Source organism: Photobacterium lutimaris (assembly GCF_003025555.1).
GTDB classification, from domain to species: domain Bacteria; phylum Pseudomonadota; class Gammaproteobacteria; order Enterobacterales; family Vibrionaceae; genus Photobacterium; species Photobacterium lutimaris.
Window position 1 is genome coordinate 587730 of sequence record NZ_PYMH01000001.1, and the last position, 19437, is coordinate 607166.

The window sequence follows — 19437 nt, forward strand, 5'->3', positions numbered from 1 at the left end:
TCGCTTTATCGAGCCGTGGTCGGTGTTTTGACGACGAGATTATTTTTGTTGTCTCGGCTCTGACGGATAAGCTCATCACCCATAATCACATCCTCAGCTTTTGCCAGGCGATCATAAAGTAACACGTTCACCGTTGCAGCTAGGTTCATACAGCCGACAGTGGGTACATATACAACTGCGTGTGCTTTATCGACAACCTCTTGGGCAATCGTGCCATCTTCAGGGCCAAATACATATAGAGCATTGTCGGGATGTTTGAATGCCGGCAGAGCAATCGCCCCTTCTGCTAGCTCAACACAGACTATTTTTGTTTCCGAAGGCAGATCATCAAGCAGTGATTGCACATTTGTCAGCGGGATTTTATTCGACATGCTCTTGGTGTCAGTTTGAAACTTTGCTGCCTTGTCGTAACGCTGGCCGGTATATATGACCGAGTCAACACGATAGCAGCCTGCCGCGCGCATTACCGCACCAACATTGGTTGGGCTCTTGGGGTTACTTAATCCAATACTGATTCGGGTGTTTTTCATTGGTGATTTCCGCTGATCTTATATTGAGCGCGGCATCTTAGCAGAGAGTGCCAATGGGGGATAGATAATCGTATTTTCAGTACTTACTAAAAGGTAATAAAAACACTCCATATCTTGTGGTTTTTGTACATAAATACAGCAAACGATACCTTTTTAGATAGTCTGTCAGCAGTAAACGTAGTCTAAGTCACTAAATCATAATAATTTACTGTCTACACTGGATGTAACTGATTGTTTATGGAGGGAGCCATATGACTATTCAACCGCTTGGCAGTGATAAACTGTATCGCGCCTCAGAACTGAATGGCTTGCCTGAAGATTGTAAGTCGACCAAGAACCTTACTCCACTTGATGAGATTGTAGGGCAGGAACGTGCTCAAAAGGCCGTTGAGTTTGCCATGTCAATTAAGGAGAAAGGGTACAATATTTATGCCATCGGCCGAAATGGCCTTGGTAAGCGCACCATGGTACTTCGTTACCTAAATCGCCATGACCCTAATGGCAATGGTAACCCACTATACGATTGGTGTTATGTTGCCAACTTTGATGAACCCCGGAATCCGAAGGTGCTTAAACTGCCGGCGGGTCGTGGTCATACATTCAAGAAAGATATTGAAAAGTTGATGACCCGCTTGGTCAAGGCATTGCCCTTGGCTTTCGATAACGAAATGTATTATAGCCGCTCGGAAAAACTCAAGAACCAGCTCACTGAAAAACAAGAAAGCGCGCTATTAACGTTAACGAAAGAAGCAAAAGAACACAGCGTCAGTTTGTCGGTAACCACCACCGGTGAATATCAGTTGATTGCTCTGAATGGCGAAGAGCCACATACAGAAGAAACATTTGCTCAATTAACAGATGAAGAGCAACAGGCGTTCGAAGATACCATTAATGAGCTGGAACGCCAGCTGAGAGGCATTGTTCGTCAGCTCACGGAGCTGGAGGAAGAGTTCTCCGATAAAATCCAAAAGCTCAATGAAGAAGTGGCGCTAGATGTGGTGTCACACTTTATCAAAACACTGAAAGAAGAATATAAACCGTTGTCAGAAGTGACGGCATATTTGAAGGCGATGCAGGCGGATATCCTCGAAAATCTCGATATTTTCTTGGAGGAAAGTGAGGAGCAGGTTGCCTTGGCTTATGCGGCGCTTGATAAAAAAATGCCACGGCGTTACCAAGTTAACGTGCTGGTAAATCAAGATGAGTCTAAGTTTCCTATTGTGGTTGAGGAAAGCCCAAACTATCACTCGATATTTGGTTATGTTGAGAATGCCACATATAAAGGGACCGTTTTTACCGATTTCTCGTTGATTCGCCCTGGTAGCTTACACCGTGCCAACGGTGGGGTATTGCTGATGGATGCGGTTAAAGTGCTTGAGCGGCCTTATGTGTGGGATGGACTCAAACGCGCTCTGCGCTCACGTAAACTGAGTGTGAGTTCGTTGGAGAAAGAAGTCACATTATCAGGCACGATTTCGCTCGACCCCGAACCGATCCCACTTCACGTTAAGCTTATCTTGTTCGGTGATTACCAGACTTACCAACTGCTCCAGCATTATGATCCTGAGTTTAGCGAGCTGTTCCGTGTTACCGCTGATTTTGAAGATGAAATGAACCGTACCGATGAGTCGGAGGCGCAATATGCCAAATTCATCTCTAGCATTGTCAACGATAACAAGATGCTGCACTGTGACCGTAAAGCGATTGGTCGGATTATAGAATACAGCTCTCGTCAAGCGGATGATCAGAACAAACTGTCGTTGCATTCGGCGGACATTGCTAATTTATTGCGTGAGTCCAACTACGTCGCGAAGTCATCCAATGCCACTATGATCAGAGCAAATCATGTTGAGTTGGCTTTGAGCAATCAAGAGATGCGGGTCAGCCGGCTTAAAGATCATGTGATGCAGACATTCACTAACGGCACAACGCTTATCGATACCGACGGTAAAGCGGTTGGGCAGGTCAATGCCTTGTCGGTGATTTCAACCTCGGATTACCAGTTTGGTTCGCCGAACCGGATCACCGCGACAACATCTTATGGGGATGGCGGTGTGTTTGATATTGAGCGCAGTGTTGATCTTGGTGGCCGAATTCACTCAAAAGGGGTGATGATCTTATCGGCGTATCTGGCATCGGTGTTTGGTCGTAATAAGCGGATCCCACTAACCACCCACCTGACGTTCGAACAGTCTTACGGTGGCGTTGATGGCGATAGCGCATCAATGGCAGAACTGTGTGCCATTGTTTCGGCCTTCTCACAGACTCCACTTCGTCAGGATGTGGCCATTACCGGTTCGATGAATCAGTTTGGTGCAGCTCAGCCAATCGGCGGTGTGAATGAGAAAATTGAGGGTTTCTTCGATGTTTGTGGCATCAAAGGAAGAGCGCCAAACCAAGGTGTGATTATTCCTCAGTCCAATGTTCATAACTTGATGTTGCGAAAAGATATTGTCGATGCTGTTGAAAAAGGTGATTTCAAAATCTGGGCAATTCGCCATGTGACAGAAGCGATTGAAATCTTGATGGGCCAGGCTGCCGGTCAAGCAGGTTTGGATGGTAACTATCCTGTCGACAGCATATTGGGCCAAGCTCAGCTTAAACTTAATGCATTGAGGTAGTGACGAAATCACGGTTACTAAAAAAGACCGCCAACGGCGGTCTTTTTTATGGTTGTAGCTTGGCAATAGGTGTAAGCAGTCTTACTTATTTAACTACTTGATACGGCGCGCTGGCTACCAAAGATGTTTATCAGCGTACCGATAATGATCAGGCTTCCGCCGAGTAGTGTCCACACTGATGGCAGTTCACTAAATAGGAACGCCCCTAGCAGGATTGAAAATACCACTTGTATGTAGGAGTAGGCAGTCGCTTTGCTGGCAGCCTCAGTTTGCATTGCTTTGGTTAAACATACTTGGCCAATCTGGGTAAAGATACCTACTAATAGCAGTAACGCCGCCTCAAATAGTGTGGGCATCTGTATTTCGCCCCCCAGAAGGATGAGTGATAGCGGAAGCGCAATAAACGGGAAATAAAATACGATGACCGAACTGTCTTCACTTTTGCTCAAGCTTTTTACTATGGTATAAGCCACGGCACTGAAAAATGCCCCCATCATTGCAATACCCACGGCAAAGGTTGGAAGTTCGATGGCATTGCTGGCGAGCATGTTGGGTTTGACGGTGATAACTAGGCCCAAAATGCTCAGCGCGATACAGATGATAGTTGAAAGTTGGATCCGCTCTTTAAGAAAGAGTAGAGCTAATATCGCTGTAAATACTGGATGCAGGTATTGCAATATAGTCGCTTCGGCCAAAGGCAGGTGGGCAATAGCGTAGTACACACAGATCAGGCCAAAGGTACCAACGGTTCCCCTCGCGATCAGTAATGGTTTGTTATTCCCCCAGACCGGTATTTTCTTGCGCTTAATATCGAGGTAGCTAAGCACCAGAGAAATAAGGGCCCTTGCGGCAACGATTTGGAATATTGGCATGCCCGAAGCACTGACTAGTTTTACGCAAGCTGCCATAAGCGAGAAACCAAAGGCTGACAGCAGCATAAATCTCAGTCCCACAGGTAGTTGACTAAGGACTGAGTTTTTAAAGAAAGATGGGGTAAGGGCTTTAAGCATTGACGGAATTGCAACCTCAGCGTTAGTAATGCAGTAGCAAAGTGTTATCCCAAATGATAATGGGAATCGATGGCGTAATTTTGCCTGAAAATCATGCGTGACGCATTAGATATGTGTGATGAATCGTAAGGGATAATAAAAACACCCTCTCCTGTGGAGCAAAGAGGGTGTTTTAGTGCGATGGAAAAGACGTTAACGTGCCAACTTGTGATGTGCGCGTGAGAAGTGGCCGGCACAGAATGCCCCCACAATTGAAAGTTCACCTGCCAGACAAAGGGCTGCACAAACCTCAGATAAAGCTTGAGAGTTACCAGAACCGTGTAAACCCAGTAAATCCAAGCACGCTTTTTGGCTCGGCAAGGAGGTGCCACCGCCGACGGTACCGACCATCAGATTTGGCAGGGTGACAGAGGCATATAAGCCACCCTGTTGATTAACTTCGATGCGAGTAATACCGACCGCAGATTCCGCCACGCAGGCGGCATCTTGGCCACAGGCAATATAGAAAGCGGCGAGGGCGTTGGCATAGTGGGCGTTGATGCCGATACTGCCGCTTAGTGTGCCACCGATGGTATTCATACGGGCAAACTCGGCCATTTTTTTCGGCGTGGTATGTAACATTTTCTCGACTAGCGCCTTGTCGATGTTGATTTCTGCCGTCACTTTTTTACCACGTACGCCCCGTAAAGTTTGCGCCGTCGCTTTTTTATCACCAGACAGATTGCCGTCGAGGAATGCTTCAAGTGGCTCTATGGGTGAATGCTGTAAGATATGTTCGAACACCGCATTGGTCGATATGGTCACCATATTCTGGCCTGACGCATCACCAGTGAGATATTCAAACACTAGGTAAACGTGGTTGCCTTCAATATTGACGCTGATATCCGTTAATTTACCGTGGCGTGTGGTTGATTCGGCAATTCGTCGGAACTCGTCATATTGGGTGACAACCCAAGCGACAAATTGTCCGGCTTGCGCCAAGTCATAAAAAGCAAAACAAGGGGTACGAGTGACGCCTTCATTCAGCAGCATGGCACTCGCCCCGCCAGCTTGGGTAATAAGCTGTGAACCACGGTTATAGGAAGCGACAAGGGCTGCCTCGGTTGTGGCGAGCGGTACGTGAAAATCATCCTGGGCAAACAGGCCATTGACACGAAGTGGCCCGGCAATACCAATGGGCATTTTCACTGTACCAATGAAGTTTTCGATGTTTTTGCTATAGCAGAGCATTTGCTCTTGTGTATATCCATCGAGCAATTGTGCTTTGGCTTCCTCGTTATCGAGCATCTGCCAGCGTCGTTCAACTGCCTTGGGGGTTAGGTAAGGCGTGCGCGGCTGCTTTTTATCCGGCTTGGCAAAGTTTGAGCCAAGGCGTTGCTGGAGCTCATCAGCAGTGAAGTCATTGACCACCGTTTTCATGTGGTCGCGTCGATGGAGATTTAGTTTTGGCATAGCAGTGCTTCTTAGCTAATGACTGCGGCGGATTGTAACCTCCTAATATCAAAACACTACTCCTGCCAGTTTGGAATCTCAGGTGCAGACAGAAATCATTCAGGTTTTTTCTTGCTTGGCGATATTGAGGAATGTGGTCATCCCGCTGATATCTAAGCAACCATCAGATTATATATGGGGCGGAGGTGTTGATTGTCAGTCATAATTATTAACAGTTTCTCTGCTTTAGTATTGCTGATTTTTTTACCGTTCACAGGCTCAAAAGCAGTATTGAGTGCTGATTTGTCGACAGCTTCCGTTTGGCGGTAGAGATAGCCATAGCTGGTGGTTGGCTATTCCAGCGGCATAGTCACTGATGCTTTCTTCGCCGTTAAGGGCGCCAGGCGAGAATATAAAGACATAGTTTGTACTCTAGCTCGAAGCTTTCGAGTTATAGCATTGCGTACCGGGCAGAACACGCCTAGGATGGATACCGATTTTTGAGTAAACGGAGTTAATTCCAGATGGTGGAAAAAGTTGGACTCACCCCGAAAGGGCCGCAGTTTTCTGAGTTAGTTCAAGGGTATTGGCGTCTTGCCGATTGGCACATGAGCCCGCAGGAACGATTGAGCTTCTTGAAGCAGCACATTGAGTTGGGGATCACGACAGTCGATCATGCTGATATTTATGGCGGCTATACCTGTGAGCAGCTGTTTGGTGAAGCCCTAGCGATTGATCCGAGTGTACGTGAACACATAGAGATCGTGACCAAGTGCGACATCAATTTGTGCACTGACCTTGTGCCTGAGCGCAAGATCAACCATTACGATACGGGCAAGCAGCATATCGTTAATTCAGTGAATAATTCATTGTCTCGTCTTCATATCGAGAACATTGATGTTCTGCTAATCCACCGTCCGGATGTATTGATGGATGCTGATGAGGTAGCTGAAGCCTTTGTGGAACTGAAACAGCAGGGTAAAGTGAACCACTTTGGAGTTTCAAACTTCACACCTTCGCAGTTTGACTTACTGCAATCTCGTCTAGAAGCGCCTTTGGTAACCAATCAGGTTGAGATCAATCCACTTAACTTTGAAGTGGCGCATGATGGTACACTTGATCAACTGCAAATGAATCGAGTGAAACCGATGGCGTGGTCATGCTTGGCTGGCGGCGCGATATTCTCCGGTCAGTCTGAGCAGCAAATCCGAGTACGTAATGAGTTGGAAGCGATCCGTGAAGAGATTGGTGCTGACAGTATTGATCAGGTGATTTACGCGTGGGTACGCCGTCTGCCATCTAACCCGCTACCAATCATTGGTTCGGGTAAAATCGAACGGGTACAAACCGCGGTGGATGCTCTAGATATCACACTGACTCGTGAACAATGGTACCGGGTGTGGGTTGCTTCTAAAGGCCACGGGGTGCCATAGAGTCCACATGCTCTCATTAGGCTTATGAACTTAAAGTTCTTTTCGCTTGAAGAAATTTAGCCTCTGTCTAAGTGTAGACAGAGGCTTTTTTTATTTGGGCCGGCGAAAGTCTAAAACGTTGCTAGCCCTTAATTACCATTTGCCGGTGTTTTCCATTGAGAGCCATGGTTCGGCAGGCGTAAGCGCTTCGCCTTTTTGCAGCAGTTCAATTGAAATACCATCTGGTGAGCGCACGAATGCCATGTGACCATCGCGAGGTGGGCGATTAATTGTCACACCGTTAGCTTGAAGGTGAGCACAAAGGTCGTAGATATTATCGACACGGAAGGCTAAGTGTCCAAAATTACGTCCGCCAATATACTCTTCAGGATCCCAGTTGTAGGTCAGTTCAACCAGCGGTGCGCTCGTCGTTTTTGCATTTTCAGCATCACCAGGCGCGGCAAGAAAAATTAAAGTAAAACGGCCTTTCTCACTCTCTTTACGATTGGTTTCCACTAAACCCAGTTTGTTGCAGTAAAAATCAAGCGACGCATCAAGGTCGCTGACTCGAACCATTGTATGTAAAAATTCCATTATACATTCCCGCTGTTATTCGCTATTGCTTAGCGCCAAGTTACTATTCTAACAGTAATTCTGCAACGGCTTCACCTACGCCGCTGGCCGATTGGGGGTTTTGTCCGGTGATAAGACGGCCATCAATAACAACGTTATTTGCCCATGCATCAGCAGCAATAAATACGGTATTGGCCTGCCTAAGCTTGTCTTCGAGCAAAAATGGTACGACACCGGTGAGCCCAATGGCTTCCTCTTCTTCATTGGTGAACCCTGTGACTTTCATATTGGCAATAAGGTGGTCACCGTTGGCGTAAGTCATATTGACCAGTGCTGCTGGACCATGGCAAATCGCAGCGAGAATCCCGTTTTGTTGGTAAATAGCGAGGGCGACGCGTTTAACATGTTCATCGTCGGGAAAATCCCACATGGTGCCATGACCACCGGCAAAGACGATGGCCTGATAGTCAGAAGGCATGATGTTATTGAGCGAGTGGCTATTTTTTAAATGATCAACCAGTTCCGGCACCGCAAGAAAGCGGGCATTGAACGCATCTTCTTCATCCCAGCTTTTTGGATCAACCGGAGTCTCTCCACCGGCAATTGACACAATATCTACGTCAATCCCTTTGTCGGCCAAGGCAAAGTAGGGATGTGTTAACTCAGAAAGCCAGAACCCAGTTTTTGTACCTGTATTTCCCAATGCTGCATGGCTGGTAAGGACAATTAATGCTTTTGCCATAATGTGATTCCCTCAAGCTTAAGTTAAAAACTTACAGCGAAAGCATAGTATACCCAGCTACCACTAGGTGCTGTTCTGGTTACACTTTAATGAGAGAGGGAAGGAGGCTTTAGAAATGACTGGAGAAAAGTTAACCATCTTTTACGATGGAGCGTGCCCGAGCTGTGTCGATGATCGGAATTGGTTTACGCGGCGACTGAGTCACCCAGACAATGTCAATTGGTGTGATATTACGGGAAAGGAGGATTACCTGAAGTCATTGGGGATAGATCCATATCTGGCAGTTAAAGAGCTGCATGTAATGAATGACAACGGCGCAATATATAAAGAATTGGATGCTTATATTTTGTTGTTCAAGCAGGTGTGGTACCTACGTCCTCTGGCATGGATAATGGCTATTCCATTGGTAAAAGGGCAGTTGTCGCGTTGGTATAGAAAAACGGTTGATCGAAGATTGGCTGGGCAGGGCCGGATAGGGCAGGATAAATAACGGTCGGCGCTCTACTTTGCGCCAGCCCGTTATTATGTCTGAGGGTTATATAGCTTTTACCATTTTCTGCAATAACGTAATCAGCTGTTGTTGTTCATCGCCGTCGAGGCAGCTGAGTGCCTGCTTATTGATTGCTAGCGGTATAGGTAGCAAGGTCGATTGCAATTCCCTGCCTTTGTTGGTTAGGAAAATACGGAAAGAGCGCCGGCTATTTGGATCATTTTGTCTTTCCACCAGTCCCAGCTTCTCAAGTTTATCGATGGTTCGAGTAGTGGTTGAGTTTTCGACTTTGGATTTTTGAGAGATTTCAGTTTGGGTTACCCCTTCTTCTTCCCACAAACACATTAGTGTTGGCCAAAGCGCAATGGTTAGTCCGTGTTTCTTTAGTTCGGTATCGAAAGTCTTGGCGGCATTGTTGGCAACAACATTAATGAGCCACCCAAAACTGGACTGTCGGTCAAATTCTTGTTTCATAAGGCGGGATCAACCCTCATGTTTTATAAACTAGCAACTATTGCCATTGTAACTGATAGTGCAGCAACAAACAGTACCAGCGCTTTTATATTACTGGCAAAGTGAAGAGCGACAGAAGGCATTTCTATATTGTTCTGCTGTTTTCCTGTGACCATGGCTAATACCAATGGCTTGTTACGCAACTTGTAAAAGAAAATAGCCGCGAGATGGGTGAATACAAGCCCCATCAATGCTTTGGCGGTAAAGAGATGTACGTTTTCGGCAGTACTATAAAACGGCTCATCCAAGATACTGCCAAGCATGCTGAAATTATCAAACCACCCTGTAAGCGCCAAGCCGCTTAAGCATTGCAACGTGAGTATTGTAAGCAATGAAAACACCATTAAAGCCCCAGCCGGGTTATGCCCAGGCTTAGATCTATATTTTCCTTTGAGATAGCTGATCACTATTCGTGGAGAATGGATAAATTGTGCGAAGCGGCTTGTATCACTACCTACTATTCCCCAGCTTATCCGCCATAGCAACAGTGCAAATAAGGCGAGCCCGAAAGCGATATGTGGCCCTCCGCCATTGAATCCACTTAGTGCCAGAAGTGTAAAAAGAATAGCTTGTAGCCAATGATATAGACGCGTCGGTAAATCCCAAACCTTCATAGTTGTTCACCTTCATTTTATGTTGTTTGTAACAAGTGCCTCTGAATTTACACAGCAATAGTTGCAATTGCAACTATTGCTGTGTAAATTAATGTAATCAACAGTCGTCAATAGACTGGCAAGAAGGAAATGTGGGAGTATAGAAATGAAAAAGATGCACAAAAATAGTTTGATGTTGGGTATAGCCCTAACTTTTTCAGCCGGCTCTATCGCGGTTGAAACCACTGAGCGAGTAAACACTCAGGACGCCACAGTACTGATGTTCGAAGAGGCGATTTCACAGCGACAGTCAACTTTTGGGTTAATTGAACATGATGCTAAAGATATGGGGAAAGCGTTAAAAGCAAAAGAAGTGAACTGGGATCGCCTTGAACTGGCAGCCAAGAAACTGCATGAAGCCTCAACGCGTTTAGATTCATTATTTCCTGAAGGTAGCCTTGAGGGAAGCAAAGCCAAGGATAAGGTTTGGGATGATAATGTGAAGTTTGAACGCTTATTAAATGAAATGGATGACGGCTTTGAACTGCTTTACCAAGCAACGCTTGAAAAGGATAAAAGCTTAGCTCAACAGGGCCTTAAGCAGGCGCAGTCGACGTGCAAAGCTTGCCACCGTCAATACCGGTCTCGCTGGTAGCATGATTGAATTACATAGCCTTTTTATACTGGACTGTTAAGCTAGTTGAATATTTGTTTATCAGTATATACCCGAGAACCTTGACGTTACTTGGGGATTAAGTAGGGAAGATATGTTAGCAACTCGTCAAGATCATGGGTGGAAAACACCACAGAACTTTTTGATCTTAATTTCAATCATCGTTCCGGTCGCTTTTTCTAGTTGGCAGGCGTTACTTAATAACTTTGTGATCGAAGAAGCGGCTTTCACTGGAGCGGACATTGGCTTGTTGCAGAGTGTGCGAGAGATCCCTGGCTTTTTAGCATTTACCGCAGTTTTTGTTCTTATGTTCATCCGAGAGCAACGGTTCATGATTCTTTCGCTCGCAATGCTGACGTTAGGGGTCGCTATTACCGGTTTTTTCCCATCGGTATCAGGCTTGTTAATGACAACTCTATTGATGTCTACCGGCTTCCATTACTTCGAAACACTCAAGCAGTCACTCTCTCTGCAGTGGTTGAGTAAAGATGAAGCACCGGAAGTACTCGGGAAATTGATTTCGGTTGGTGCCCTCGCTTCTTTATGTACCTATGGTTCGCTGTGGCTCATGCTGGAGCAGTTTGAACTGCCATTTAAGTGGGTGTATTTAATTACCGGAGTAGCGGCTTTTGGTATATTAATTTTTGTTGCTACGGCATTTCCGCAATTTAAAAGCGAAACAGCACAGACCAAGAAACTGGTATTTCGTAAACGTTATTGGCTCTATTACGCGCTGACGTTTATGAGCGGTGCCCGTCGTCAGATCTTTATTGTTTTCGCCGGGTTTTTGATGGTCGAAAAGTTCGGGTATTCTGCCGCAGATATCACCCTGCTATTTTTGATCAATTATTTGTTTAACTGGTTATTTGCGAAGAAAATCGGTCGATTCATCGGGCAAGTGGGAGAGCGCAAAGCGCTGGTGTTTGAATATGTGGGTTTGATAGCGGTGTTTACCGGTTACGCCATTGTCGAACAAGCAGAAGTCGCTGCGGTATTATATGTCGTTGACCATTTGTTTTTCGCCTTGGCACTAGCAATGAAAACCTACTTCCAAAAAATAGCAGACCCAGCTGATATGGCCTCTACTGCTGGTGTTGCATTTACTATTAACCATATTGCTGCTGTCGTTATTCCTGTGAGTTTTGGCTTGCTTTGGCTAACATCACCGTCCTCGGTGTTTTTTGCTGGTGCGGCAATGGCGGGGATATCGCTATTGTTATCATTGAATATTCCCGCAAAACCGGAAGAGGGGAATGAAGTTAGAGTGTTAGCTTGGCGTTAATTTACCCAAGTGATTGGGAAAATTCACATTCCATGACAAGGTCGGACTTGAGCAACACGCATAAGTTTTGCATCATGTACCAAGTGACTTCGTAATACCACAAGGTAAAGAACATGATTTCTAAATGGGCAGTGCGCTTTTTTCAGATGGCGGAGCTAGTTGGCTCATGGAGTAAAGACCCTTCAACACAAGTCGGTGCTGTTATTACCAAGGGCAACCGAATTGTTTCTGTAGGCTTCAATGGTTATCCTCATGGTGTCTCTGATAGTGCTGATACCGATGATCGTGAAATGAAACTACTAAAAACGCTCCATGCCGAAGAGAATGCGATTTTGTTTGCCAAGCGTGACTTGGCAGATTGTGATATTTGGGTGACCCACTTCCCATGCCCAAATTGTGCAGCTAAAATTATTCAAACAGGTATTTCAACCGTTCATTGTCCTGAGCAGACCGAAGACTTCCTCTCGCGTTGGGGGGATAAAATTCAAGTTAGTCAGGAAATGTTCGAGCAGTCCGGCGTATCGGTCAATTGGTTACCGCTCGATGAGCTTGATAAGAAGGCAAATTAATACGTAGAGGCTGCGAGTGCAGCCTCTTTTTTTCTTGCTCCCGAAAGGCTTCAAAGCGTGAGCATCATTAGATACAGAAATGACAGTTCTCTTCGTTTAATCCATGCCAGCCCTGAAGATTAACCATATGTTCTTCGCCAGCGGCTACCCCCATCTGATAGCCCTCATCCAAAATTTCCCGCTTCATTGATAAGCGTTTTACGCTAAAAGACTCAGGCGGTGCAATGACCCTAATGATCGTACCTGCTGGTGGGTTTCTGATGAAATCTAATGAAGCATTGTAATTTTCAGAACGGTGCAGCATTGCATCTGCCACACCAGGGTAGCGTGACAAGAGTTTTTTCATTAGCCAAGGGTGTTTTGTTGGGTTCATATGGTAGCTCAATGGGTGCGACAGAATGACCGTAATATCGCGTGCGCCCCGACGATAGGCCTCTTTAACCGGTATTGAATCGGCAACTCCGCCATCGGTATAGCACCCACCAGAAAAACAGGGTGGGGTCTTAACCGCAATGGGTAAGGCAGCCGTTGCAACCAACGTTTCTTTTATGTTTGATTCATCAATACGGTAATAGTCTGCATGCCCATTGGTGACATTCGTCACCGTTGCCCAAAAGGGAATGGAGTTGAACAGACGCATTTTATCTATTGGGTAACGATGATTAGCTTCTTGCCATAGCCAGTTAACATCAACCAGATCGCCACCTTTTAAAAAACGTTTGGGGTTAAAGAACGCGCTAGTTGTTGCCAGCTCTGTAATCACCTTGTAGCTACGTTTAGGTTGCTGTGACAGGTACCCTACGAGGTTAGATGCCCCAGCGGAGACTCCCATAGCAAAATCATACGGGTGAAAGTCGGAAGCCATGAATGCATCAAGTACACCACTGGCAAAAATACCACGCATCGCACCCCCTTCTACAATTAGAGCGCGGCTATTTTCTAAAATCATACAAACCTCAATATCTCTGTGACACGCTAAGGCTACGCTTAGTGTCGCTAAAACGATATTTGGTTTTGGTTATTGCTGTAATCAGTATTTCCTAACATTCAGACTTTTTTCCTATTAAATCAATCAATAGTGAGGTAACGGGGGCAGGTATTAAGTCAACTGTATGAAATTGTTGAAGATAAATGGCTATAAACAGGATTAGCAACAAACTATCCCCAGAAATTGTGGATAACTACTTATAGGTACGGTTTATGGTTATGAGTAAATGGCTTGCCTAGTGAAATGCTATGACAATGAACATTATTATGTTTTGTTTCTGTGTTTTAGTCCTTTGTTAATGGCTGCGAGAGTGTTTTGGCTTGGGATTTAATTCTGTTTGGGTAGGTGAAAATGCTTGTTTAGTCAGGTGTTCCCCATTAGTATTTACGCCGAATTTACCTTTGTGGAGAAACTTGAATGGACTTTATCGTCGAAGTGCTGGGCTGGACCAGTGTCGCCTTATACATATCGCTGACTATTTTCAATAGTATGAAGGCAACGCGTTTTGCTGCATTTGGCTCTGCGGCGAACGATACTGTTTGGGCTCTGTTGATGGGGTGGTATCCCAAGGTAATTCTTAATCTCGCAGTAGCCAGTATCAATACATACCGCTACGCGAAAGATTTCATGAGTGTATCCAAGGCGTTGCTGATTGCGCTGGGTAGCGTAATGGCTGTGGGTATTGGCTATATTCTTTATGTTGCAGTGTCTTCATTTATTGCTGAGCCAACCTTGTCTGTGGGCTTCCAGTTCCTTGATCTGGGTATTATTCTAACCGCTATTTATATGACGAGTTTGCGCAAGTACCGCGTACTGATGCTGATGTCTGGCTTTGTCGGTATGGTGGGTTACTACGGTAACCCTCAGATGATGATTATTAAAGTCTTGGTTATCTGCATTATGTCTTACAAACTATATAAAAATCAGGATGACAGTGTACAAGCTGTTGCGACTCAGTCTTAATCTCTCAGTCTTAATCTGATGGATTGAAAAAGCCCCGGAGCTGTTTAGGTTCCGGGGCTTTTTTATAGGATTATACCCAAGCACATTGTTGATACTTGGGTATATCACTTTGTGTTTTAAAATTCAGCGTCGACGTGGAAAGTCATTGCTTCATGGGTGATCGGGTGGCTTAACTCTAACCGTTCTGCATGCAGGTGGAGACGATTGCTTTTAATACCATACAAGTCGTCACCAAGGATCGGCATATTAAGGCCTAAAGAGTGGGCACAATGCACTCGTAGCTGATGAGTACGACCGGTTTTAGGATACAGATGCACCTTTGTGTGTTTGTCGCTGCGGCTGATCACTTCCCACTTGGTTTCTGCTGGCTTACCGTGCTCATGACAAACAAGCTGGCGTGGCCTGTCATCAAGGTCACCGCGCAATGGCAGGTTAATCATGCCCTGATCGGCTTCTAATATACCGTCAATCATTGCGGTGTAACGCTTCTTGACTGTTCGTTGGATAAACTGTTTCTGCAGGCTTTTGTTGGCCCGCTTAGAAATAGCGATAACCATCAAGCCCGAAGTGGACATATCTAAGCGATGAACAATCAATGGTCCTGTTGCGTTAGGAAATTGTTGTTTCATCCGCAAATACACCGAGTCTTCAATGGTCTTGCCCGGCACAGATAAAAATTCCGCGGGCTTGTTGACCACGGCCATATCTTCATCTTGGTAAATTATCTCAACACTTTTGCCTTCTGCAGGATTCGTCAGAAGTGGATTATCATCAAGCTCTATACCTTCAAGCATATGAGTCAGAATAGGCAGACATTTACCTTGGCATGCAGGGTAGTAGTGCTTGTGGCGTCTGATTTCAGATTTTGGTGAACAACCCCACCAAAACTCAGCCATCGCAATCGGTGTCATGCTGTTCTTGAAAGCAAATTGCAATAGTTTGGGAGCCGCACACTCACCGGCACCCGCTGGTGGAACACCTTGGGCGGTGCCGGAGAAGAGTTCGCCTAGACATTTCTCCTCCCCTTTACTGTTGAGAAAGCAATATTGTTCAAAGAGCTTTTGCTGTAATGATGAAGAGAAATTACGGCGTTCTGCAACTAATGGTGTAATGACATTTTGCAATCGATCTAGCTGCTGTTGTTTTTCAGTAATTTCGGCTTCCCAGAAAAGCTTGAGATCGCGTAGCTGGAGCTTTTCAATAACGCTTTCTTTGCTTAATTGCATTTTCAGTGCGTTGCGAACTTCAGGATCAAGATCTGCACTATCGGCACGCTTTGCTTTGCGTAACTTTCTGGCTTCGACCATGTGACTGCGATGCGTGGCCAGTGCTTCATTAGCCGCGGCTTGGGCTTCTTTCAATGCCTGTTTAGCAGTGGCAAGCTCAGGGTTGGCTTCTAATTTTTTAATCTGCTGACTAAACTCATTGAGTTTATCTTGGCCGCTTAGAAAGAAGCTGCCTTCTGCGAGCATATCGAATACCGGTGGGACAAAATGGGGCAGTAAGTTCTGGTCAGCAACTTTGCCAGAGAAAGCCGATAGAAAGCCGATTTCTCCTTGTTGGTTTTTTACCAACAAAACGCCAAACATTTTACCGATTGCGCCGTCTGTATCACCCTCTAAGCCAAAGTTATGCTGCCAGTCTGTCTGTGTCTCCAGATGCTGCTGTAGCTGTTCTGCGGCGACAAGGCACAATGGATGTGGCTCGTAGTAGAACGGGTATGTAAAACGTTCGGGCAATTGATAATGCTCGATGGAGGAAGTAAAGGGCGTGAAACAATGTTCCGTGGCGTGCATAAGCTGATCTATGGTGAAGTAATCTTTGTCCTATTTGTCCCGTCATGGGGCGATAGGGGTTAAGGGCGGCAATTCTACCTCTTCGATGAAAAGAGATCATCTCTCGGCTAACTTTTGAAAGAAATTGACTGTAAACTCGCATAAATATATGGATTGTGTTGCATTTAAAGTCAGTGCGGACCAGTATATTGCCATTGATATAATCCCGTGAAATTATTGTGGTCTTTTACGGCAATTCATCGCTAATCGTTACACATTTTCTGTTAGGTTGAATTGTTAAGATATTGTCAAGACTCTCATTAGCGGTGGAATGTGTACTAATCTTTTGAAGTTGTTGTTGAGAAATAATAGCTTGATTGATTTATAAATATAGGAATTACAACTGAGTGGATACAGTTTTAAGAACAAAAGATGAGATTGAACGGCACCTTTCGTTTCAAGAAGGAGCGCAGCATACTGCGATTTATCAAGATTTTGTTCTTAAAAGTGCTTTTCAGCCAATAGTAAAAGCAAATGGACATATCTTCGCCCATGAAGCGTTAATGCGGGTATATAACTCTGAAGGGCGGTTAGTCAATAATGGTGAATTATTCAATTACTACAGGGAGAACCCGATCCACTTAATTAATATTGATCGTCTAGCCCGTGTTATCCACTTAAGAAACTTCTCTCGCTGCCGATTGTCGACCAACTTATTTATTAATATGATGCCTATCACTATTTTATTCTGTGATAATGAAGGGTTGGTTGATTCAGTCTTGTTACCTCGGATCTATGAGCTTGGTTTAAAGCCAGAGCAAATATATATCGAGATCTTAGAGCATTACACAGACGATGATATTGCTCTGACGAATGCAATTCGCCATTTGAATCAAGCTGGGCTAAAGGTTGTTATTGATGATTTTGGGGTGGATGGTTCATCTGAACAGCGAGCGCGTGCGGTTTCCCCTGACATAATCAAAGCCGATACGTCGTTACTAGAACAATACCTTCAAGGGGAAACCCAGCCTCTTCTTGATGTTTTTTCCCTTTGCCAAGAGCTAGAAGCGAAACTCATTATCGAAGGGGTAGAAAATGTAAGCGGGTATCATGCCGCGACATCGCTAGGGGCTGATTACCTACAGGGTTATTATGTAGGAGTACCTCAGCATACGAAAACGCGCAATGTGAAAGATCAACCGTTTCTATATATTGCTGAACGTAGGACTGACTAGCCTAGTTAGGTGATATGTAGGCTAGCCAAAGTAATAAATGCTGTTAATTTACACCCTCGACGGGATTGTTTTGGTGTTAACTTTTATTGGTTTTGTTAACGACCCCTCCCTGAGTCAAGTGTGTTGGCTCCAACAACGTCTCTAATTCATCCCTGCTAATGTTTGTTTCCTGTTCTGCAACATCAATAATATTGCTTTGCTCCTTATAGGCTTTTTTGGCAATTTCAGCGGCTTTTAGGTATCCGATGATCGGGTTGAGAGCGGTAACAAGAATTGGATTTCGGGCAAGAGCGCTATTTAACGTCTCTTGCTTGACGGTAAACGAGCAAATTGCTTTATCGGCAAGGAGTACGAGAGAGTTAGCAAGAAGTTCGATACTTTGTAGTACGTTATAGGCTATGACGGGCAGCATAACATTGAGTTGGAAGTTACCTGATTGCCCAGCAATCGAGATCGTTGTGTCGTTGCCCATTACCTGAGCCGCAACCATAGTCGACGACTCAGGAATGACTGGATTTACTTTCCCCGGCATGATTGATGAGCCAGGTTGCAATGACTCCAGTTCAATTTCCCCTAGGCCAGCCAGTGGGCCTGAGTTCATCCACCTTAAATCATTACTGATTTTCATCAGGGCGACGGCAGCGGTTTTGAGTTGGCCGGATAAACTGACAATGGCATCTTGGCTGCTGAGGTTATAGAAAAAATTATCACTTACCGTGAAATTGACTTCTGTCGATACGGATATATTGTTGGCAAAGATAGCTGGAAATTCCGGTGCAGCGTTGATACCGGTACCGACAGCGGTTCCGCCTTGCCCTAGTGCGATCACGTTGTCCAAAGCGATCAGGATCCCTTGACGGGCTTTGCTTAATTGTGTTTGCCAGCCTGCCATTTCCTGGCCCAATGTCACGGGCATTGCATCCATTAAATGGGTCCTCCCGGTTTTGGCTATGTGCCCGATGGCGGCCACTTTCTTGTCGAGTGTGTCAATGATGTGATCAAAGGCTGGGAGTAACTGTCGATGGCAGGCAAGTGCTGAACTGACTTGAATCGCCGTAGGAATGACATCATTGCTGCTTTGACCCATATTGACGTCGTCATTGGCACTGACTGGTTTTCCCAATTTTTGCGAAGCCAAGCTTGCGATGACTTCATTGGCATTCATGTTAGAGCTTGTCCCCGAACCCGTTTGAAAAATGTCCACAGGAAACTGCTTGACGTGTTGACCATCAATGATCTCCTGGCAGCTGTCGATGATTGCATGGGCTTTATCGAAATCCAGTAACTCAAGTTCTAGGTTACTTCTAGCGGCTGCTTGTTTTATGAAAGCCAATGCGTGGATAAAGAGATTGGGCATAGGGATGCCACTAACAGGGAAGTTATCAATTGCGCGCTGAGTCTGTGCTCCATAAAGCGCGTTGGTCGGGACTTTCACTTCCCCCATGCTGTCAACTTCTATGCGATATCGTGGTGTCATGTCGCCTCCTACGGAAACAGAAACGAAGGTGATATCGTCAAGCTTAGATGTATTTTATGAAACTGAGAGAATTTGCTTAGAATTGACTTATCTAGCACCAAGAACCGTTAGAATCCTAAAATTGAAGCGGTGTGGACGCCTTCAAGGATCCATACTCAGGATAAATAGTTAAAATTGCGTGATGATATTCACATCTTGCACGTCATAAAAGCAAGCTATTGCGAGTACATTTGATATTATGCGCTGAGTAGTCATTGTTACAGGTGGATGTATGAAAGTGTTGTTAAAATCTCTGTTCGTGCTGCTTACAGTGTGTAGTTTGTCTCTGCCTGTCTATGCCGATCCGGTCGAGCGTGCTGCGTCACCGGAGTTGACAGTACCCAAGGCAATGCGCTTGTTGCAAAGTCATGGTTATCATGATTTTCGTAAGATCAAAGTAGAGCGTGATGATCATGAAATTGAAGTCGAGGCCAGAAATGCTGATGGCCACAGGGTTGAAATTGAAATGGATCTCTTTAGTGGTCAAATCCTTGCGGTCGAGCGTGATTGAGCTTGAACGA

The 19437-nt window shown here is 45.3% G+C and carries 19 protein-coding genes; 9 read left to right on the forward strand and 10 right to left on the reverse strand.

Going from position 1 to position 19437, the window contains the following annotated elements:
- Window positions 1-5: 5 nt before the first annotated feature.
- Window positions 6-530, reverse strand: a complete 525-nt coding sequence (locus C9I99_RS02390; RefSeq protein WP_107347243.1) for an RNA methyltransferase — start codon at window positions 528-530, stop codon at window positions 6-8.
- 251 nt (window positions 531-781) lie between these two features.
- Here C9I99_RS02390 and C9I99_RS02395 point away from each other — a divergent pair, with 251 nt between their 5' ends.
- Window positions 782-3151 (forward strand): Lon protease family protein, encoded by a 2370-nt coding sequence (locus C9I99_RS02395; RefSeq protein ID WP_107347244.1) that lies wholly within the window; start codon window positions 782-784, stop codon window positions 3149-3151.
- An 89-nt stretch (window positions 3152-3240) separates the two neighbouring features.
- Here the strand turns inward: C9I99_RS02395 and C9I99_RS02400 are convergent, their stop codons facing one another.
- Window positions 3241-4161, reverse strand: a complete 921-nt coding sequence (locus C9I99_RS02400) for a DMT family transporter (protein WP_107347245.1) — start codon at window positions 4159-4161, stop codon at window positions 3241-3243.
- A gap of 192 nt (window positions 4162-4353) precedes the next feature.
- Window positions 4354-5613: a hydroxymethylglutaryl-CoA reductase gene (locus C9I99_RS02405; protein WP_107347246.1), complete on the reverse strand. Its 1260-nt coding sequence runs from the start codon at window positions 5611-5613 to the stop codon at window positions 4354-4356.
- A 503-nt stretch (window positions 5614-6116) separates the two neighbouring features.
- Between C9I99_RS02405 and C9I99_RS02410 the strand changes: the two genes are divergently transcribed.
- On the forward strand, window positions 6117-7025 hold the full coding sequence (locus C9I99_RS02410; RefSeq protein WP_107347247.1) for an aldo/keto reductase: 909 nt from the start codon (window positions 6117-6119) through the stop codon (window positions 7023-7025).
- A 132-nt stretch (window positions 7026-7157) separates the two neighbouring features.
- Here C9I99_RS02410 and C9I99_RS02415 read toward each other — a convergent pair whose 3' ends face one another.
- Entirely contained in the window at window positions 7158-7598 is a 441-nt protein-coding gene (locus C9I99_RS02415) for a VOC family protein (RefSeq protein ID WP_107347248.1), read from the reverse strand.
- 43 nt (window positions 7599-7641) lie between these two features.
- Window positions 7642-8319 carry a type 1 glutamine amidotransferase domain-containing protein gene (locus C9I99_RS02420; protein WP_107347249.1) on the reverse strand — a complete coding sequence of 226 codons (678 nt, stop codon included), beginning with the start codon at window positions 8317-8319 and terminating at the stop codon, window positions 7642-7644.
- A 115-nt stretch (window positions 8320-8434) separates the two neighbouring features.
- On the opposite strand from C9I99_RS02420, the gene C9I99_RS02425 reads away from it, so the two are divergent.
- A complete protein-coding gene (locus C9I99_RS02425; RefSeq protein ID WP_107347250.1) occupies window positions 8435-8809 on the forward strand; it encodes a thiol-disulfide oxidoreductase DCC family protein in 375 nt (124 codons plus the stop codon).
- 45 nt (window positions 8810-8854) lie between these two features.
- Here the strand turns inward: C9I99_RS02425 and C9I99_RS02430 are convergent, their stop codons facing one another.
- Together C9I99_RS02430 and C9I99_RS02435 are read right to left on the reverse strand one after the other, a co-directional pair.
- Window positions 8855-9283, reverse strand: a complete 429-nt coding sequence (locus tag C9I99_RS02430; protein ID WP_107347251.1) for a MarR family winged helix-turn-helix transcriptional regulator — start codon at window positions 9281-9283, stop codon at window positions 8855-8857.
- Between the two features lie 23 nt (window positions 9284-9306).
- Entirely contained in the window at window positions 9307-9936 is a 630-nt protein-coding gene (locus C9I99_RS02435) for a cytochrome b/b6 domain-containing protein (protein ID WP_107347252.1), read from the reverse strand.
- A gap of 145 nt (window positions 9937-10081) precedes the next feature.
- Here C9I99_RS02435 and C9I99_RS02440 point away from each other — a divergent pair, with 145 nt between their 5' ends.
- From C9I99_RS02440 to C9I99_RS02450, 3 genes are all read left to right on the forward strand, one after another.
- Window positions 10082-10570, forward strand: coding sequence for a c-type cytochrome (locus tag C9I99_RS02440; protein WP_243734287.1), 489 nt, complete (start codon window positions 10082-10084; stop codon window positions 10568-10570).
- A gap of 112 nt (window positions 10571-10682) precedes the next feature.
- Window positions 10683-11870, forward strand: coding sequence for an MFS transporter (locus C9I99_RS02445; protein WP_107347253.1), 1188 nt, complete (start codon window positions 10683-10685; stop codon window positions 11868-11870).
- A gap of 113 nt (window positions 11871-11983) precedes the next feature.
- Window positions 11984-12439, forward strand: coding sequence for a dCMP deaminase family protein (locus C9I99_RS02450; protein ID WP_107347254.1), 456 nt, complete (start codon window positions 11984-11986; stop codon window positions 12437-12439).
- A gap of 67 nt (window positions 12440-12506) precedes the next feature.
- Here the strand turns inward: C9I99_RS02450 and C9I99_RS02455 are convergent, their stop codons facing one another.
- Window positions 12507-13388 (reverse strand): patatin-like phospholipase family protein, encoded by an 882-nt coding sequence (locus tag C9I99_RS02455; RefSeq protein ID WP_107347255.1) that lies wholly within the window; start codon window positions 13386-13388, stop codon window positions 12507-12509.
- Window positions 13389-13844: 456 nt separating this feature from the next.
- Here C9I99_RS02455 and C9I99_RS02460 point away from each other — a divergent pair, with 456 nt between their 5' ends.
- Window positions 13845-14390: a hypothetical protein gene (locus C9I99_RS02460; protein WP_107347256.1), complete on the forward strand. Its 546-nt coding sequence runs from the start codon at window positions 13845-13847 to the stop codon at window positions 14388-14390.
- A 116-nt stretch (window positions 14391-14506) separates the two neighbouring features.
- Here C9I99_RS02460 and C9I99_RS02465 read toward each other — a convergent pair whose 3' ends face one another.
- A complete protein-coding gene (locus C9I99_RS02465; protein WP_107347257.1) occupies window positions 14507-16186 on the reverse strand; it encodes an RluA family pseudouridine synthase in 1680 nt (559 codons plus the stop codon).
- Window positions 16187-16572: 386 nt separating this feature from the next.
- Between C9I99_RS02465 and C9I99_RS02470 the strand changes: the two genes are divergently transcribed.
- Window positions 16573-17400 (forward strand): EAL domain-containing protein, encoded by an 828-nt coding sequence (locus C9I99_RS02470; RefSeq protein ID WP_107347258.1) that lies wholly within the window; start codon window positions 16573-16575, stop codon window positions 17398-17400.
- A 76-nt stretch (window positions 17401-17476) separates the two neighbouring features.
- Here C9I99_RS02470 and C9I99_RS02475 read toward each other — a convergent pair whose 3' ends face one another.
- Entirely contained in the window at window positions 17477-18877 is a 1401-nt protein-coding gene (locus tag C9I99_RS02475; RefSeq protein ID WP_107347259.1) for a class II fumarate hydratase, read from the reverse strand.
- Window positions 18878-19148: 271 nt separating this feature from the next.
- Between C9I99_RS02475 and C9I99_RS02480 the strand changes: the two genes are divergently transcribed.
- Complete coding sequence (locus C9I99_RS02480; protein ID WP_107347260.1) at window positions 19149-19427, forward strand: PepSY domain-containing protein; 279 nt, start codon at window positions 19149-19151, stop codon at window positions 19425-19427.
- The last annotated feature ends 10 nt before the right edge of the window (window positions 19428-19437 follow it).

Bases quoted from the DNA above. Each gene is read 5' to 3' on its own strand.
- C9I99_RS02390 (WP_107347243.1), bottom strand. From the start codon at position 530: ATGAAAAACACCCGAATCAGTATTGGATTAAGTAACCCCAAGAGCCCA.
- C9I99_RS02395 (WP_107347244.1), top strand. From the start codon at position 782: ATGACTATTCAACCGCTTGGCAGTGATAAACTGTATCGCGCCTCAGAA.
- C9I99_RS02400 (WP_107347245.1), bottom strand. From the start codon at position 4,161: ATGCTTAAAGCCCTTACCCCATCTTTCTTTAAAAACTCAGTCCTTAGT.
- C9I99_RS02405 (WP_107347246.1), bottom strand. From the start codon at position 5,613: ATGCCAAAACTAAATCTCCATCGACGCGACCACATGAAAACGGTGGTC.
- C9I99_RS02410 (WP_107347247.1), top strand. From the start codon at position 6,117: ATGGTGGAAAAAGTTGGACTCACCCCGAAAGGGCCGCAGTTTTCTGAG.
- C9I99_RS02415 (WP_107347248.1), bottom strand. From the start codon at position 7,598: ATGGAATTTTTACATACAATGGTTCGAGTCAGCGACCTTGATGCGTCG.
- C9I99_RS02420 (WP_107347249.1), bottom strand. From the start codon at position 8,319: ATGGCAAAAGCATTAATTGTCCTTACCAGCCATGCAGCATTGGGAAAT.
- C9I99_RS02425 (WP_107347250.1), top strand. From the start codon at position 8,435: ATGACTGGAGAAAAGTTAACCATCTTTTACGATGGAGCGTGCCCGAGC.
- C9I99_RS02430 (WP_107347251.1), bottom strand. From the start codon at position 9,283: ATGAAACAAGAATTTGACCGACAGTCCAGTTTTGGGTGGCTCATTAAT.
- C9I99_RS02435 (WP_107347252.1), bottom strand. From the start codon at position 9,936: ATGAAGGTTTGGGATTTACCGACGCGTCTATATCATTGGCTACAAGCT.
- C9I99_RS02440 (WP_243734287.1), top strand. From the start codon at position 10,082: ATGAAAAAGATGCACAAAAATAGTTTGATGTTGGGTATAGCCCTAACT.
- C9I99_RS02445 (WP_107347253.1), top strand. From the start codon at position 10,683: ATGTTAGCAACTCGTCAAGATCATGGGTGGAAAACACCACAGAACTTT.
- C9I99_RS02450 (WP_107347254.1), top strand. From the start codon at position 11,984: ATGATTTCTAAATGGGCAGTGCGCTTTTTTCAGATGGCGGAGCTAGTT.
- C9I99_RS02455 (WP_107347255.1), bottom strand. From the start codon at position 13,388: ATGATTTTAGAAAATAGCCGCGCTCTAATTGTAGAAGGGGGTGCGATG.
- C9I99_RS02460 (WP_107347256.1), top strand. From the start codon at position 13,845: ATGGACTTTATCGTCGAAGTGCTGGGCTGGACCAGTGTCGCCTTATAC.
- C9I99_RS02465 (WP_107347257.1), bottom strand. From the start codon at position 16,186: ATGCACGCCACGGAACATTGTTTCACGCCCTTTACTTCCTCCATCGAG.
- C9I99_RS02475 (WP_107347259.1), bottom strand. From the start codon at position 18,877: ATGACACCACGATATCGCATAGAAGTTGACAGCATGGGGGAAGTGAAA.
- C9I99_RS02480 (WP_107347260.1), top strand. From the start codon at position 19,149: ATGAAAGTGTTGTTAAAATCTCTGTTCGTGCTGCTTACAGTGTGTAGT.